We start from the raw sequence: 14,638 nt of genomic DNA, 5'->3' as shown, positions 1-14,638 counted from the left end.
TAAGCCTGCTCCTGCGTCTCGCATGTCTCCCGCATTGAATGATCTCGGACAGCACACCCTCAACGCGAACCGCCTCGGACGCGAGACGCACCCAGGTCAACACCTCAGCGTTACGCAGATAGATCGATTGGGGTGCCTGTCGAGAGCGCTCGCGTGCCGTCGGTGACCACTGCAGTCTTGACCACGCGGCCTTCTGGGAACGCTCGGTGCCGCGACGTATCGGTCTGGGAGCGAGAACGCTTTCTGATGCAGAGAATGTCCGGTCGGAAGAGCGGTCGAGCCACGATTCCCCTGGCTAGGCGATGACCTCCTTCCGAAAAGGCGTTCCGGATGTCAGAGCGCGGAGGTATCGTTCCGGATGCCGGAGACCGACCTTCGCGCACCAAGGCGCCAACCAGAGAGCGACGAGAGCGCCATTCGGCGTAGAGGAACTCGAGTAGACCGTGAGGAGGTGCCGTGATGACCGATCAGCACCTCTCGCCAGTGGTCGCGGTCGATGTCGATGGTGTGCTGCGTGTGCCGAATGCGAAGCCCGGCAGGGAGTTTCGTGATGGCATCATCCCGGCGGAGATCACTATGAGTAGAGCGGCGTATCCCACGAAATACCACACCATGCTGCGCCCGGACGATCCTGATGAGTGGACGGAGACTCATAGTTTCTCGGGGATCGGGGCGGGCTGGATACGCAGCTTGATTGATCGCGGGGTCGAGGTGGTGTGGGCGACGACGTGGTTGGCGCACGCGAATACGTACTTCGCGCCGGTGCTGGGCCTGCCGCCGCTGCCGGTGGGTGTTGTGGACGATGGCTGGTGGGATCGGACCTCAGCTGCGTGGAAGTCGCGCCAGCTCGGCAGCAACTGGGCTGGAAGGCCGTTGTTGTGGGTGGACGACGTGCCCGTGCGGTATCCCGAGTTGCCGTTTGAACAGCGCCGCCGTCCCGTGGACCGCGCGCTGACGAGGGCGTATATCGTGCCTGACCGCACCCTTGGAATCAGTGCGGCTGACGTCAAGACTCTCAACGAGTGGCTCACTCTCGCGTCGACGGAGGCCGGTCAGCGGGAGCTTCGCCGGCATCGCCAGCTGCAGTTCCGGCGCCGCCGCGACCGGTTCAGGCGTGAGCGGTGGGGAACCGAAGCTAACTACCGGCGGTGGCGGAAGTACAGGCGTGCGCTCAACGAGGTGTTGGCTCCGGACAGCGTTCTAGGGAGCATCCTCACTAGTGAAGTCGCTCAGCACGAGGGCAACCTCGGCCTTGCTGAGATCGCCTTTCTGCGCAAAGAATGGGGCGACCGCGCGGACCCACCGGCCGAGGAGCTGCTCCGGGTCATTGAGACCGTGCGCCGCCTAGAAGGCGACGCGTCCACGAAGCCGTAGACGCCCTCCCCCGCGCATGAGAACGAGCTATTGCCCCGGACGAGCTGCGCGTCGAGTAGGCGTGGCGCCCGTCTGCCTGCCGAGATGCTGCAATCGTCCAACGACCTGTTGGACAATTTGCGTCGAGACGGCGTCGGCCGGATCTGCATGTCGGGCCCCGCGAGAAGATGGGCCATGTACATCCACGCGACCGCGGCGATTCGAGGGTGGGGGTGATGGTCTTCGAAGCCTGGCAGAGGCAGCGCGAGGTGCCGCGGGCTCTCCTGGACGACGCACGCCCGGGGGCGCACCTGTGGTGTGAATGTGATTGTGCAACGACTCGTTGCACAATCCGTTCGTTTCAGCGCAACGTCGGCGCGGTCGCCGCGGTGCCCGCGATCATCATCAGCTTCCACCACAGCTGACCCTCGGACTCAAGGGCAGGGTGTGAAGTAAGGACCGAAATGACTGCATCTCACTTCCCTACGGCTCCGAAGACTGCCGCCGCGGTTGCGACCGCATTACGCGAGAACAACATCACGGTCGCGGACCGGCTCGTCACCGAGATTCTTGGCCGCGTCATCAACGCGCCTGGAGCTATCCCCGCTGGCGTCCTCGATGTCCCCGGCACCACGGGCGACGAACGATATGACACGCTTCTCGCGGTCGGACTCGCCTACGCGCTCCACACGCGCGGGCTTCCACCTGTCCCGTGGATGGAGGCGATCCCGCCGCTGGAACGGGAATGGCTCTGGGACGGCGACGGAGTGGCAACGCCGGAGTACCGCGAATACATTCGCCGCCAGACACCGCCGATGTTTCTTGAGAAGGGACTCCTTCTCCGTGACAGAGACGTCAGAATTCTGTAAGCGGGCCGCACCTGCGCGGACGGAGACTTCAAAGGCCGCGCCTCAGGTCGCTCCGACTCCAGCGCGTGATTCGATAAGCGGCGTTGCACGTCACACAGACATACCCACGCGCCACGTCCCGGAGCACCGTGCCGCATTCAGGACACTTCGGTTGGATCTCAAATCCATCGACGGTGTCCACCGGCTCAGGATAGCCGCGGGCGGTGCTCTCCGCGGTCGGCGACAGCTTCGCGCGGTAACGTGAGGCCACGGTGAGTGCCCCGAGATCGCGAGGGGACGCACCGCCCTGGTCGAGATGGCGGTTGACGGAGAATCAAATGCCAGGTGAGCATGTGATTGATGCGAGGCGTTTCGCAGATGCCTTGCTGGAGCAACGGGAGATGGGCCTCAAGGGTGGGATCTACCACCTGACGCAGATCCAGCTGGCGTATCACTCGAACCGCATCGAAGGCGGCCGCCTGACCGAGGAGCAGACCCGGTACATCTACGAGGCGAGCCTACGCGGGCTTCCTCGAGACGTTCATCACGCGCCCTGTGCCCACCCAATTCTCCAACGGCTCGTTGGAGAAGTTCGGCAGCAGCGCATCGACGGGAGAACCGCCGACCTGTCCCCCTCTGGCTTCGGCTGAGCCGCACTCGCCGATGCGTCGGGGCGATTGTTCAGCACGCTGCGGCACTCGCTTCGTTCGCGGTGAGCCATAGCTTCCGAGCGCCGAGCCGGGTATAGATGGTCTAGCTGAGGCCGTGCGCCTCCCTTGGCAGACAGGAGCCAACGATGAGCGATAGCCCTCTCCCGCCGAACCCCGACGAGCCCCGACCGGACGGCGACGAACCGAACCCGTGGGCGGACATCATCGGCCCGTGCTACACGGCACAGTCGATTGCCCGCGCCCTCGGCTGGACGGAGCCGCATGTGGTTGAGGCTGCCGCATCGCTTCACCTGCTGGAACTGCGCACCGAGGACGGCGTGCTGCTCTACCCGCAGTTCCAGCTCTGGAACGGAACCGTGGTGGATGGGCTCCCTGAGGTCCTCCGTGCTCTTCGTACGGGGACCGAATCGCGATGGACCTGGGCGCAGTGGTTGAACACCCGGCTCCCCGGCAGCGACGGCATTGACGGCATTGACGAGCCGAGCTGTATCGAACGGTTGCGGGAGGGGCAACTTGACTACGTGCTCCTGGAAGCCAAACACGACGCGTGGTCGTGGAGCTCCTAGCGGTTCGCTGTGGACGGGTCGACGATGTCCCCTGGCCGGACATGGATGCTCGGTTCTACATGCATGGGTATGACGAGCTGCACCTGGCGGTGGAGCTGCTGCTCGGAGTACTCGAACGGGAGGGTCGATCCGATGCGTAGTGGTCGTCGCACCGTCCGGGTCGCGTCTGACGGGCTGGAGCGGTGGTGATGGCGCTGTACGGGATTCGTACCGTGGGCGGCTTGTTCGTCGTGGATGTCGCAGCCGGTCTGGTGATCCAAGCGCCTTTCACCATCACTCCGGTGGGGCAGCCGGGGTGGCAACCGGCGATGCTCTCACTCGACACGTTGCAGGGGGACCCGGTTCGACCTATTGACAACGAAGAAGTGCTTGATGAGATCGCGTTCTGGGGCGGCATTCTCAGGTCGGAGAATACCGCTGACGGTGAGCGGATCTTGTGGTGTGTTCGACTGCGGGTGCACGAGTACGACCCGCTCCACGCGGGTTTGGTCGTGGCAGGCGGGTTCGTCTTCGCCCGCGAGGAGATGACCTCGTTCAACCGGTTGCAACCGGGCGGCGCGAGCGCCCGCATGCCGGACATACGGGCCGTGCTCGGTCGATACGCCGATGATGAGTCTGTACTCGCGTTCGAGGTCCCACGCGGGTTCGTACTCACCCCGGGTCGGCGCGGCCGCGCCGACGCCCCCGGACAGATCCCGGCCGAGCTGGAGGCTGTCACGCTGTTCGTTACCGCGTCCGGGTCCATGCACGCCATCTCCGCAGCTGGATATTGGTCAAAGATCACCTCACGCTCGCATGCGGTCCCGGCCGAGTCGGGGAGCTGGCACAGTGCACTCGTCGCCGCCGTGCCCACCAGCGTGGTCATCACGGCCGACAGCGTCGGAGAAGCGATACAGCACCCAGACTCCCGACGGGGCGTCGAGCAGGTAACGCTCGGCGACCACCTCTACGTCCACACGCGGGCCAGCTGGACGCTGACCACGCCTATCGTTCGCATCCTCGCCGGCATCCTCGTCGACCGCGTCGACGATAGGGGCACGTACGTTGTTGCGGGGCCGGACGCGGCATGGATTGTCGAGGACAGCATGCTCCTACCTGTCCACGACGGTGACATCCTGCCCGCTCCCGTTTTCCTGGCCGTCGGCGACCGTGTCGGGAACTCGGTGATCACGTGCGTCGTGCGGCTGGATGAAAGCACAGTACCGACGACTGCGGCTTGACCGCTTGACGGTGTCGACAAACCGAGCAACATCGAACGGCTGCGGGAGGGGCAGCTCAGCGACGTGCTCCTAGAAGCCAAACACGACGCGTGGTCGTGGAGCTCCTAGCGGTTCACTGTGGAGTTGTCATCTGTTGAGCACAGGCCCCGGCGCGGAGGACTCGCCCTCCCTGCTTCAGCCGCAGCACGCTCGGCAGTCCGTGGACTACTCAACCGGGGATGTGCTCTCTGCGGCCTTTTCTCACTCATCACCCTGCGGCGGAATCGGCGTGTTCCCCGCAGATCGCATGAAATTCTTTGCCGCCAAGACCTGCCAAGGTGGTTGCCAAGGTCAAAATCTGGAAAAACCCCAGTTCAAGTGAATAAAAAGAGACACCTGCCAAGGTTGCCAAGTGCGGGGTGTCCTATATAGGGGGTTTCGGGAGAGAAGTTCCCCTATTTGCTACTTACTTACTTTTTTCTCTCATGAACACTATCTACTACTTGGCAACCTTGGCAGAGGCCTCCGATCCCAGTCGAGAGTATGGGAAGCTCCAGCCAAGGTGACCTTGGCTGGAGCTTGGTTTCCTTGGCAGATTCAGCCCATTCACCCTGAGGTGCGGCGTGAGGGGCTATTGGTCGCGCGCCTGCACGGCACTGCCCCACACCCAGCATCGGAACATCTGGTCGCCGGCACGGAACTCGATCCCTGCAGCCAGCGGTGTCGACCTGGCGAGCTTGGCATCGACACGCACAGCTTCGGGGCCGAACCTCACCCAGGCGATGACCGGCTTCAGCGGCTGCGGGTAGATCGTGAGCGGGTGCTCACGCAGGGCAAGCTCGAGGTCAGTCAGCGACTGCGGCGGGCCTGCTTTTGCCGCTGCGAGTATCGCCCGGTGTTGTGCCTGCATGTCGTAGTAGGGAGCGAGTCGCTTGCTTGTACCCATGCCGGCGCTCCTCTCTCCGACCGACCTCCCACTCTACCAATACTCGAATCTATGTTCTATAACCGACGTCATGCTCAACACCGTCGAACACCCTGTGACTCTATAGCTCAGCAAAGACGTCCCCGTCTCAGGGTCCACGAAAGCCACCGGGCGTCAAGAGGCTCGCCCGGAGCCATTACGCCCAGCTTTGCTTGAACGTCTCGACATGCGCTCGGACGTTATTCACCATCGAGATGCGGTCAGGCTCAAGCATCCACTGCTGCTGCATGCCGTCGAGGAGCGCTGCCGCCGATTCGACGAGCAGACGGGTGGGCGCCGCGCTTGGGATGCTGCCGTCAGCTTCACCACGTTCGATGGCGTCCGCCACCCAACCGCATGCTGCCGCAGTGGCGACGGATCCATGCGCACCCCGGATGCGTCGGCGCTGTCGCTTCAGCGCGATCCAGGCAGTCCTCGGAATGGCGGCTGCAGCCTAACGGCGCACTGAACTCCGGCCTCCTAAATGCCTTGGAATCGTCGATGCGGAATACCCCCTAGGGGTACCATGTTAGGCTTCTTTTGGATACCCACCCGGGGTATAGAGGAGAGAGCATGACAACCACCGAGTTTCACGTCACTGGAATGAGCTGCGGACGCTGCGAGATGTCCGTCCGCGAAGAAGTCAGTAAGGTCGTCGGCGTCTCAGATCTGGCCGTGAGCGCCCAGACCGGCCAGCTGCTCGTTACCTCCGGTGCCGAGCTTTCCGACGCCGGCGTCGTCGCTGCGGTCAGCGAGGCAGGCTACTCCGCCGTTCGCGTCTGATGACGACCACAGTCCGGCTGGGCTCGGCCTCGCCGCTCGGCATTCGTCGGTGCGTACGCCCTGTCGGCTGCGGTCGCCCCGGACGCGCTGACCGAATCCTGGAATGAAGGGGAAACGATGAACCACGACTCCGACACCTCGTCCCACGATATAGGCCTCCCCGGGCTGTCCGTCTCCGGGGGCGGGTTCGTCCTCGCGCCGATCACGGCACCATCGGTGGTCGGCGAGCAGGGGACGCTGAGTTTCCAGATCCTCGACGCGGACAGCGCCCCGCTAACGGAGTTCAGCGAGTCCCACGACAAGGATCTGCACCTGATCGTCGTCCGCAGCGACGGCGACCAGTTCCATCACGTGCACCCGAGCTTGAACGAGACGACCGGGATCTGGTCGCTGCCGTGGACCTGGAAGAAGGCGGGAAGCTACCGCGTCTACGCCGATTTCGCTCCCGGTCGCGAGGAGTCCGTGGGCATGACCCTCACTCGCACCGTCGACGTTGCCGGGGAGTACTCGCCGGCAAGCCGGCCACCCACCCGTGTGGACAGCACCGGCGACTACTCCGCCTCCATTGCCGGCGATCTCGTCGCAGGGCAGATGACAGAACTCACCGTCTCGGTTTCCCGGGGAGCGGACCCGGTCACCGAGTTGGAGCTCTACCTGGGTGCGTTCGGGCACCTCGTCGCGTTGCGCGGCGGCGACCTGGCCTACCTGCACGTGCACCCTCATGCCGGGGATCCGAGGCCCGGCGAGCGCTCAGGCCCGGAGATCACCTTCATGGCGCAGGCGCCGACGGCTGGGCGCTACCTGTTGTACCTCGACTTCCAGATCGACGGACAGGTGCACACGGTCGAGTTCGTCCTCGACGCCCAGACACCCACCGGGGAGACGGCGACAGACTCCCCCGACCACTGACCCGCAGACAGGAACAGGCAGATGACTGGACACCCCCGCTGCCCCCGCAGTGACGGCGTCGAGATCGGCGGGATGAAGTGCGCGTCCGCGCAATAGCAACGCCACCTCCGATAAGGACAACCACCATGACCGACGAACATTCGACCCACGGGTACATCTCGGACAAGATGCGATACCTCAACCGGCTCAAGCGCATAGAAGGGCAAGCCCGCGGCATCTCCCGGATGGTGGACGAGGAGGAATACTGCATCGACATCCTCACGCAGATCAGCGCGCTCACGAAGGCGCTCCAGTCCGTGGCAGTCGGCCTCCTCGACGACCACCTCAAGCACTGCGTCGTCGATGCCGCACGCGCAGGCGGACCGGAAGCTGACATCAAGCTCAAGGAAGCATCCGACGCCATCGCCCGCCTCGTCCGCTCCTAAATACCTTCACCGCTCACCCACCGCACGCCACGCGACTCCCTCACTCGACCCCTCTGGCGCTGAAATGACACACGCCCCTACATCCCGCCCACACCCCGCTGCCCTACCGGTCATAGCGACCGCCCAGCTGATGCTCGTCCTCGACGACACCATCGCGAACATAGCCCTTCCCGCCATCGCGGATGAATTCGCCCTCGCACCGGCCGCCCTCCCATGGGTCATCAACGCATACGTCCTCCTTTTCGGCGGGCTGCTGCTACTCGGAGGGAAACTCGGTGACGTTCTCGGTCGCCGTCGGGTCCTCGTCATCGGTCTGGCCGTCTTCACCGCCGCATCCGCGGTCGCCGGGCTCAGCTGGAGCGGGGAAGCACTCATCGCCGCCCGCGCAGTCCAAGGTCTGGGCGCGGCATTGGCCGCCCCGAACCTGCTCGCCCTCATCGCCACTACATTCGAGGAAGGCCCCGCGCGCAACAAAGCACTCGCCGTGTACGGCGCGATGTCGGGCCTGGGGATCATCGGCGGTGTTCTCCTCGGCGGGCTCCTCGCATCCACGCTCGGATGGAGGTCAGTATTCCTCATCAACATTCCAGTGGGGGTCGCGCTCCTACTCGGGACCCGGATGCTTGGCACCACTCAGCCCCACCGTCAAAGGCTCGATCTTCCCAGCGCCATCGTCGGAACCGTTGGCCTGATCGCGCTGGTCTTCGCGATCACTCAGGCGAGCGAACTGGGCTGGGCTGCGCCGCTCGTGCTCATCTCCGGGACCGTCGGCATCGTCCTCCTCCTCGTGTTCGTCATCATGCAGCGCACGCGTACGGAGCCGATGCTGCCGCTCACCGTCTTCCACGACCTCAGTCGAAGCGCCTCCTACCTTGTCGTGCTGTTCATCGGCGCGGGCCTCATGGGAACCTTCTACCTACTGACCCTGTACTTCCAGAACGTCGCTGGGATGGACCAGATGATGACTGGGCTGGCGTTCTTGCCGTTCAGCTTCGGTGTCATCATCGCCAGCGTGATCGGTGGAAAGCTCGTCGTCGAGCGGCTTCCCGCCCGCCTTATCGCGGCCACCGGGCTCGTCATCGCTGCGGGCGGTCTGTTCTGGTTGGCCACGATTACCCCGGAGACGACCTACTTCCCCCACATCGCCATCGCGCTCTTCCTCGCCGCTCTCGGTCTCGGTGGCGCGTTCGTGGTTCTCACACTCACCGCCGTTCGTGACCTCCCTGTCCGCACCGCCGGCATCGGGTCATCTCTTGTAAATAGTGCACAGCAGATCGGAGCGGCGCTCGGACTCGCGATCTTCACCGCAGTATCCGCGGCAGCAAGCGCTATGGACACGCACGGCGACACGCGCACGGCGATAGCCGCCGGCTATGGAACAGCGTTCGGCATCGCCGCAGCGCTCATGCTCGTCGGGGCCATCATCGTTGCCGTCGGTGTGCGCACTCCACGCCCGCAGGCGCACCAGTAACGAAGAAGAGGTGCCCGGCCGAGTGAGGAAACCGCCGGGCACCACAAGGGGTCGAACTAGACGAGTTCCGCGGTGTCGCCGGGATTCAGAGCCACGATCACGTCACCCAATCCGGCATGCTCGAACAGCTCACGGATCTCCGCCGCACTCTGGCTGAAGTGAGCCCAGGAATCCTCGTGGATGGCCACTACCTTCTTCGCCTGAAGCCGCTGAGCCGCCTCCAACGCCAGCTCGTTGCTGAGTGTGATGTAGCTCCCGTCGGCGATGACGTCGAACTTTGCTCCGCCAACGAACAGCACAGCGATGTCCACGGGCCCGTACTGGTCGACGATGTCGCTCACGACATCCATCTGCGAGTTGTCACCGCTGACGTACACGGACGGAAGTCCAGGGCCGGCAAGATGGAAACCGATGACCGGGCCGAGCGCCTCCCACACTCCCTCCGGGCCGTGCTTGGCCGGCAGGGCGGTAATGGTCAGCTCCCCACCGTCCGGGAGCGGCACGGTGCGCGCCTCATGCTCCGCCAAGCCGACAACGTTCGGCCCGAAGTTCGACGCAACCTCCTCCGTCGTGTACGCGAGCGGCACCATCGTGAGAAATCCGCGGCCGCTGACATCGAGGTTGTCGATGTGCTCGTGAGATGCCAGCGCGATGTCGATCTGGCCGAGCTCCTCTGGCGTGAAGGCGGGAGCGGCGTTCTTGACAACCGGTCCGGCGATGGGGTGGTGATACGTCTGCGGTGCATCGAACGTCGGGTCGGTGATGATTCGAACTCCACCGATGCTGAGAACGGCGGTAGGCCCGCCGACAAGAGTGACTGAAGTGGACATGTGATGCTCCTCGAAGGGTCAGCTGTTGCGTGCGGACAAGGTCTGGGCGGTGACATCCTCCGCACCGTGGAGGACGTAGATGACGTTTCCTTCTTCATCAAGTACCGGCTCGTTGTGGGGCTGCCAGTACCGCTCCTCATAGGAGCCGTCCGAGCGCTTCATGTCGTACCTTTGCGGTTCGAGCACCAGCGACTGACCGGTGTGCAGAACCTCCTCGAGAGAGCCACGGAGCACCTCCGTACCGTTCGCGGTCGGGTCGTCCGGGTTGTCGGGGAAGACATCGAGAATGTGCTTCCCGATGGAGCTCGCGCGCTCCTTCAACGTCGCGGCGAGGAATGAGTCGGTCGCCGCGACCACCCGTAAGTCGGGGTCGACGGCGATGTACTGGGCGTTGATGGCGTTGAACAGACGCTCGAAGTCAGGCGGCTGGACGGACGTTGTCATTCTGTGCCTTTCTGTCATGGCATGGGCCACATCGGTGTGGCGGTGTCGAAAAGTCAATACGGAACGCGTCACCGCCTCCAGTGCAGATTTCGTACCACGCGACGTAGATGGCCGCGATGCACAAGGCGGATCACGAACGCGTGCCCGGCGCACATACCCGCGGATTGCCGTTCAGCGACGGTGGTGGCGAGGTGATCCCATGCTCGAGTCCCCCGCTCCCAGAGCGGTGTTCTTCGTGTCCGACAGCACCGGGATCACCGCGGAGACACTGGGAAACGCCCTGTTGTCGAACTTCCCAGGCTTCGCCTTCACCCGAAGGACGGTGTCGTTCGTGGAGACCCTGCGGGAAGCCGCAGCCGTTGTTGAACTCGTAGAAGCCGCCGCCGCGTCGGGCCCGCCGCCCATCGTCTTCGTGACCGCGAAGAATCCTGAGATCGGTCTGGCCCTCGCGAACGTTCCCGCAGTTCTCATTGATCTGCTCCGCGGGCATCTGACCAGCATCGAAGCAACGCTCGGGGCGTCGGCATCTCCGGAATCAGGACGGTATCACTCCCTTGCCGACACCGACCGGTACTTCACTCGGATCAAAGCCATCGAATACACCATCGAGCACGATGACGGTCAGAGCTTCCGACGGCTGGACCGGGCGGACGTCATCATCATCGCGCCGAGCCGGTGCGGGAAAACCCCCACCTCCATATACCTAGCACTGCAGCACGGGGTGCACGTCGCCAACTATCCGCTGACCGACGACGACCTGCCCGGTGACGAGTTGCCGCCCCAGATCCGCCCATACGCATCGAAGTGCTTCGGCCTCACCACCACACCTCAACGGTTGAGTCAGGTCCGGCATGAGCGTCGACCGGAGTCTCACTACGCCAGCCTCACCCAGTGCACCACAGAGCTCCGCAGAGCGGAGCACCTCTACCGCAGCGCGGGCATCCCTTTTCTCAACTCGTCGACGAAGAGCGTCGAGGAGATGTCCGCCGTTGTGATCCAAACCCTCAACCTGCGATAGCAGCCCGTCAAAGGAGACAAGCATGACCAATGTTCTGTGGTTCCATCAGGTCGGGATGTCCGACCTGGGCCGAGTGGGAGGGAAGAACGCCTCACTAGGCGAGATGGTGTCGCACCTCACCGATCTGGGAGTTCGGGTGCCCCGCGGTTTCGCCACAACCGCTGACGCCTACCGGGAGTTCATCGCTCACGGATCGCTCGGGGCCACCATCGCGGATGTCATCGCACGAACCGACGTCGACGACGTCACGGAGCTCGCGCGAACCGGGGCGGACATCCGCCGTCTCGTCCTTGCCCACCCGCTCCCCCAGAAGCTCGAGAGCGACATCCGTGGAGCGTACGAAGAACTCGTCGCCTCCGACCCCGAACCGAGATCGGTGACCTGGGCTGTCCGGTCCAGCGCGACCGCGGAGGACCTCCCCGACGCGTCATTCGCTGGACAACAGGAGACGTACCTGAATGTCGGCGGAATCGACAACATCCTCGATGCGATCCGGGCAGTGTTCGCTTCCCTGTACAACGACCGGGCCATTGCCTACCGGGCGCACCACGGATTCGACAGCGCGGACGTGGCCATCTCTGCAGGCGTGCAACGTATGGTCCGCTCTGACCTCGGGGCATCCGGGGTGATGTTCACTGTCGATACCGAGTCGGGTTTCGACGAGGCCGTTTTCATCACCAGCTCCTACGGCCTGGGTGAGGCAGTCGTCCAAGGGGCCGTGAACCCGGACGAGTTCTTCGTGTCGAAACCGGTGCTGCGTGAAGGACGCCCAGCGATCCTGCGACGCTCCGTCGGCGAGAAGGCTACGGCGATGCGTTACACCGACCGGGTCGATGCCGGTAAGAGCACGGCGTTCGTCCCGGTTCCGGAGTGGGCGCGACGTGAGTTCTCGATCACTGACGCCGAGGTCGAAGAGCTCGCGCGTCTCGCCCTGACCATCGAGGAGCACTACGGGCGCCCGATGGACATCGAATGGGCGAAAGACGGCATCGACGCTCGCCTTTACATCCTGCAAGCACGACCGGAGACTGTGGTGTCGCGTGCCACAGCTAACGTCCTCACCCGCTTCACGCTCCAGGGATCTGGTGACGTTCTCACCGAGGGTCGCGCCATCGGCCAGAGGATTGGTGCTGGAACGACGCGTGTGCTCGACAGCGTGGACGACATGCAGGGCTTCCAGGCCGGAGATGTCCTCGTCGCGGACATGACCGATCCTGACTGGGAGCCCATTATGAAGCGAGCTGCGGCCATCGTGACAAATCGTGGTGGCCGCACATGCCACGCCGCCATCATCGCGCGCGAGCTCGGAATCCCCGCCGTTGTCGGGACAGGAGACGCCACAGCCGTGCTCAGTGACGGCACGGATGTGACGGTCAGCTGCGCGGAAGGCGACACCGGTTTCGTATACGCCGGCATCCTCGACTTCGGCGAGGAGGTGACAGAACTCGATCACATGCCGCCGCCCCCGACTCGCATCATGATGAACGTCGGCACCCCTGACCAGGCCTTCACGTTCTCGCGCCTGCCGCACCATGGTGTGGGACTTGCCCGGTTGGAGTTCATCATCAACCGTCAAATCGGCATTCATCCGAAGGCGTTGTTGGATCACCAGAACCTCCCTTCTGCTCTCCGGCAGGAGATCGACGAACGCATTGCGGCCTACCCCTCCACGAGGGAGTTCTTCATCCGGCGGGTCGCTGAGGGTGTTGCTACCATCGCCGCGGCCTTCGCCCCGGAACCCGTGATCGTGCGACTGTCGGACTTCAAGTCCAACGAATACGCCAACCTCCTTGGCGGTGAACTCTACGAACCGAAGGAGGAGAACCCCATGCTGGGGTACCGCGGGGCGTCCCGGTACATCTCCGACGACTTCCGCGACTGCTTCGCAATGGAATGCGAAGCGCTGCGGTTCGTTCGTGACGAGATGGGTCTGCGAAACGTGCAGGTGATGGTGCCGTTCGTGCGGACACTCGATGAAGCGGCCGCTGTCACCGACCTACTCGCAAGCAATGGTCTCCGTCGGGGCGAGAACGACCTGAAGGTCATGATGATGTGCGAGCTGCCTTCGAACGCTGTACTCGCCGACGACTTCCTCGAGTTCTTCGACGGCTTCTCCATCGGATCCAACGACATGACACAGCTGACGTTGGGGCTGGACCGAGACAGCGGCATTGTCGCTGCATCCTTCGATGAGCGCGACCCCGCCGTGCTGAAGATGCTCTCGCTCGCGATCACGGCATGCAAGGCTCGCGGCAAGTACGTCGGAGTGTGCGGGCAGGGCCCCAGCGATCACCCCGAGCTCGCCCAGTGGCTGGTGGAGCAGGGGGTCGACTCAATGTCCCTCAACCCGGACACGGTGGTGCAAACCTGGTTGAAAATGTCCGACTCGCAGCGGATCCCCGCCTGAATCTGATGTCGTGGTGGACGCCGGCACAGCTGGCGTCCACCACGAGGTCACGCCGTGAGGCTCTGCGGCCGGAACCACGTGGGGTACGCGCGGGCCAGCGTCTCCGCACCACGAAACCCGACGTCGCCTTCAGCGATAGCCACCGCGCACTGTCGTTTGCCCCACCAGAGCTCATTGAGCACGCGCAGGTGGACGATGACCGTCAGGTCGGGCTCCCTCTCGGGCGTTCCGATGCAGGCACCGGATCCTTGATCGTCGGCGTACATCCACGCCTCGCCCGGATTCTGGTCGGGGAACCGGAAGGCGAGGACGATACCTCCGCTGGGAAGAAGGTCTCGCTGCAGTCCGAGGTGCATCTGCCACAGAATTGCGCCGACGTTGAGGTCAGCGTTCGTCGACGGCGAGACCCTCCAGTCGAGGGTCCACGCACCCAACGCTTCGAGAACCGGGCGGAGGGCAAGGCCAGCCGCCGTGAGACGGTATTCGCCGGTGTCCGATGAGTGCTCCGCGACACCGATTCGTACGAGGTAGCGCAGTCGCGTCGCGAACAAAGTGCGGGACATCGTGGGCAGTTCCCGGTGGATGGCATTGAATCGCGTCGCCCCTACAAGCATCTCGCGGACGATGAGGAGCGTCCAACGGTCAGCGATCAGGCGGGCACCGATGGAGACGGGGCAGTAGTCCGTCGGAGGCACCCAGCCATCGCGAGCCCCGGTCAATCGCGGCAGCGCACTATTGGTTTCAGGCATG

General features: G+C 64.0%; 17 protein-coding genes. 11 read left to right on the top strand and 6 right to left on the bottom strand.

The window, feature by feature from the left end; genetic code table 11:
* Positions 1–459: 459 nt before the first annotated feature.
* The 5 genes from JF52_RS16555 (at position 460) to JF52_RS0111680 (ending at position 4,658) form a co-directional block, all read left to right on the top strand.
* On the top strand, positions 460–1,374 hold the full coding sequence (locus tag JF52_RS16555) for a hypothetical protein (RefSeq protein WP_052167002.1): 915 nt from the start codon (positions 460–462) through the stop codon (positions 1,372–1,374).
* A 443-nt stretch (positions 1,375–1,817) separates the two neighbouring features.
* Positions 1,818–2,222 carry a hypothetical protein gene (locus JF52_RS0111695; RefSeq protein WP_033106754.1) on the top strand — a complete coding sequence of 135 codons (405 nt, stop codon included), beginning with the start codon at positions 1,818–1,820 and terminating at the stop codon, positions 2,220–2,222.
* Positions 2,223–2,539: 317 nt separating this feature from the next.
* Positions 2,540–2,851, top strand: a complete 312-nt coding sequence (locus JF52_RS17640) for a hypothetical protein (RefSeq protein ID WP_033106753.1) — start codon at positions 2,540–2,542, stop codon at positions 2,849–2,851.
* A 146-nt stretch (positions 2,852–2,997) separates the two neighbouring features.
* Positions 2,998–3,438 (top strand): hypothetical protein, encoded by a 441-nt coding sequence (locus JF52_RS0111685; protein ID WP_033106752.1) that lies wholly within the window; start codon positions 2,998–3,000, stop codon positions 3,436–3,438.
* A 188-nt stretch (positions 3,439–3,626) separates the two neighbouring features.
* Positions 3,627–4,658, top strand: coding sequence for a hypothetical protein (locus tag JF52_RS0111680; protein ID WP_152594888.1), 1,032 nt, complete (start codon positions 3,627–3,629; stop codon positions 4,656–4,658).
* A gap of 247 nt (positions 4,659–4,905) precedes the next feature.
* On the opposite strand, the gene JF52_RS17485 is transcribed toward JF52_RS0111680, so the two are convergent.
* The 3 genes from JF52_RS17485 to JF52_RS0111670 form a co-directional block, all read right to left on the bottom strand.
* On the bottom strand, positions 4,906–5,049 hold the full coding sequence (locus JF52_RS17485; RefSeq protein WP_160175059.1) for a hypothetical protein: 144 nt from the start codon (positions 5,047–5,049) through the stop codon (positions 4,906–4,908).
* A gap of 219 nt (positions 5,050–5,268) precedes the next feature.
* Complete coding sequence (locus tag JF52_RS0111675; protein ID WP_033106750.1) at positions 5,269–5,583, bottom strand: hypothetical protein; 315 nt, start codon at positions 5,581–5,583, stop codon at positions 5,269–5,271.
* Positions 5,584–5,758: 175 nt separating this feature from the next.
* Positions 5,759–5,950, bottom strand: coding sequence for a hypothetical protein (locus tag JF52_RS0111670; protein WP_033106749.1), 192 nt, complete (start codon positions 5,948–5,950; stop codon positions 5,759–5,761).
* A gap of 224 nt (positions 5,951–6,174) precedes the next feature.
* On the opposite strand from JF52_RS0111670, the gene JF52_RS17310 reads away from it, so the two are divergent.
* The 4 genes from JF52_RS17310 to JF52_RS0111650 all read left to right on the top strand — a co-directional run bounded on the left by JF52_RS17310 (position 6,175) and on the right by JF52_RS0111650 (position 9,189).
* Positions 6,175–6,384, top strand: coding sequence for a heavy-metal-associated domain-containing protein (locus tag JF52_RS17310; RefSeq protein ID WP_033106748.1), 210 nt, complete (start codon positions 6,175–6,177; stop codon positions 6,382–6,384).
* Positions 6,385–6,501: 117 nt separating this feature from the next.
* The gene (locus JF52_RS0111660) at positions 6,502–7,293 is read left to right on the top strand and encodes a hypothetical protein (protein ID WP_052167001.1); all 792 of its coding nucleotides are present in this window, start codon (positions 6,502–6,504) and stop codon (positions 7,291–7,293) included.
* 125 nt (positions 7,294–7,418) lie between these two features.
* Positions 7,419–7,718, top strand: coding sequence for a metal-sensitive transcriptional regulator (locus tag JF52_RS0111655; protein WP_052167000.1), 300 nt, complete (start codon positions 7,419–7,421; stop codon positions 7,716–7,718).
* Between the two features lie 64 nt (positions 7,719–7,782).
* A complete protein-coding gene (locus JF52_RS0111650; protein WP_160175058.1) occupies positions 7,783–9,189 on the top strand; it encodes an MFS transporter in 1,407 nt (468 codons plus the stop codon).
* Positions 9,190–9,245: 56 nt separating this feature from the next.
* On the opposite strand, the gene JF52_RS0111645 is transcribed toward JF52_RS0111650, so the two are convergent.
* Positions 9,246–10,019, bottom strand: a complete 774-nt coding sequence (locus JF52_RS0111645; protein ID WP_033106747.1) for an MBL fold metallo-hydrolase — start codon at positions 10,017–10,019, stop codon at positions 9,246–9,248.
* Between the two features lie 18 nt (positions 10,020–10,037).
* The gene (locus JF52_RS0111640) at positions 10,038–10,463 is read right to left on the bottom strand and encodes a PAS domain-containing protein (RefSeq protein ID WP_033106746.1); all 426 of its coding nucleotides are present in this window, start codon (positions 10,461–10,463) and stop codon (positions 10,038–10,040) included.
* A gap of 199 nt (positions 10,464–10,662) precedes the next feature.
* Between JF52_RS0111640 and JF52_RS0111635 the strand changes: the two genes are divergently transcribed.
* Positions 10,663–11,481 (top strand): pyruvate, water dikinase regulatory protein, encoded by an 819-nt coding sequence (locus JF52_RS0111635; RefSeq protein WP_033106745.1) that lies wholly within the window; start codon positions 10,663–10,665, stop codon positions 11,479–11,481.
* A 22-nt stretch (positions 11,482–11,503) separates the two neighbouring features.
* Positions 11,504–13,888, top strand: coding sequence for a phosphoenolpyruvate synthase (gene ppsA, locus JF52_RS0111630; protein WP_033106744.1), 2,385 nt, complete (start codon positions 11,504–11,506; stop codon positions 13,886–13,888).
* A gap of 47 nt (positions 13,889–13,935) precedes the next feature.
* Here the strand turns inward: ppsA and JF52_RS0111625 are convergent, their stop codons facing one another.
* Positions 13,936–14,637: a winged helix-turn-helix transcriptional regulator gene (locus JF52_RS0111625; protein ID WP_084595818.1), complete on the bottom strand. Its 702-nt coding sequence runs from the start codon at positions 14,635–14,637 to the stop codon at positions 13,936–13,938.
* Position 14,638 lies beyond the last annotated feature (1 nt).

Origin of the sequence: Microbacterium profundi (assembly GCF_000763375.1) — a bacterium.
Taxonomy (GTDB): Bacteria; Actinomycetota; Actinomycetes; order Actinomycetales; family Microbacteriaceae; genus Microbacterium; species Microbacterium profundi.
The sequence above is the reverse complement of the archived record's forward strand: the minus strand, read 5'-3'. Positions and strand labels throughout refer to the sequence as shown.

Excerpts from the sequence above, each read along its gene's own strand:
- JF52_RS16555 (WP_052167002.1), top strand. The coding sequence starts at position 460 with ATGACCGATCAGCACCTCTCGCCAGTGGTCGCGGTCGATGTCGATGGT.
- JF52_RS0111695 (WP_033106754.1), top strand. The coding sequence starts at position 1,818 with ATGACTGCATCTCACTTCCCTACGGCTCCGAAGACTGCCGCCGCGGTT.
- JF52_RS17640 (WP_033106753.1), top strand. The coding sequence starts at position 2,540 with ATGCCAGGTGAGCATGTGATTGATGCGAGGCGTTTCGCAGATGCCTTG.
- JF52_RS0111685 (WP_033106752.1), top strand. The coding sequence starts at position 2,998 with ATGAGCGATAGCCCTCTCCCGCCGAACCCCGACGAGCCCCGACCGGAC.
- JF52_RS0111680 (WP_152594888.1), top strand. The coding sequence starts at position 3,627 with ATGGCGCTGTACGGGATTCGTACCGTGGGCGGCTTGTTCGTCGTGGAT.
- JF52_RS0111675 (WP_033106750.1), bottom strand. The coding sequence starts at position 5,583 with ATGGGTACAAGCAAGCGACTCGCTCCCTACTACGACATGCAGGCACAA.
- JF52_RS17310 (WP_033106748.1), top strand. The coding sequence starts at position 6,175 with ATGACAACCACCGAGTTTCACGTCACTGGAATGAGCTGCGGACGCTGC.
- JF52_RS0111660 (WP_052167001.1), top strand. The coding sequence starts at position 6,502 with ATGAACCACGACTCCGACACCTCGTCCCACGATATAGGCCTCCCCGGG.
- JF52_RS0111655 (WP_052167000.1), top strand. The coding sequence starts at position 7,419 with ATGACCGACGAACATTCGACCCACGGGTACATCTCGGACAAGATGCGA.
- JF52_RS0111650 (WP_160175058.1), top strand. The coding sequence starts at position 7,783 with ATGACACACGCCCCTACATCCCGCCCACACCCCGCTGCCCTACCGGTC.
- JF52_RS0111645 (WP_033106747.1), bottom strand. The coding sequence starts at position 10,019 with ATGTCCACTTCAGTCACTCTTGTCGGCGGGCCTACCGCCGTTCTCAGC.
- JF52_RS0111640 (WP_033106746.1), bottom strand. The coding sequence starts at position 10,463 with ATGACAACGTCCGTCCAGCCGCCTGACTTCGAGCGTCTGTTCAACGCC.
- JF52_RS0111635 (WP_033106745.1), top strand. The coding sequence starts at position 10,663 with ATGCTCGAGTCCCCCGCTCCCAGAGCGGTGTTCTTCGTGTCCGACAGC.
- ppsA (WP_033106744.1), top strand. The coding sequence starts at position 11,504 with ATGACCAATGTTCTGTGGTTCCATCAGGTCGGGATGTCCGACCTGGGC.
- JF52_RS0111625 (WP_084595818.1), bottom strand. The coding sequence starts at position 14,637 with ATGCCTGAAACCAATAGTGCGCTGCCGCGATTGACCGGGGCTCGCGAT.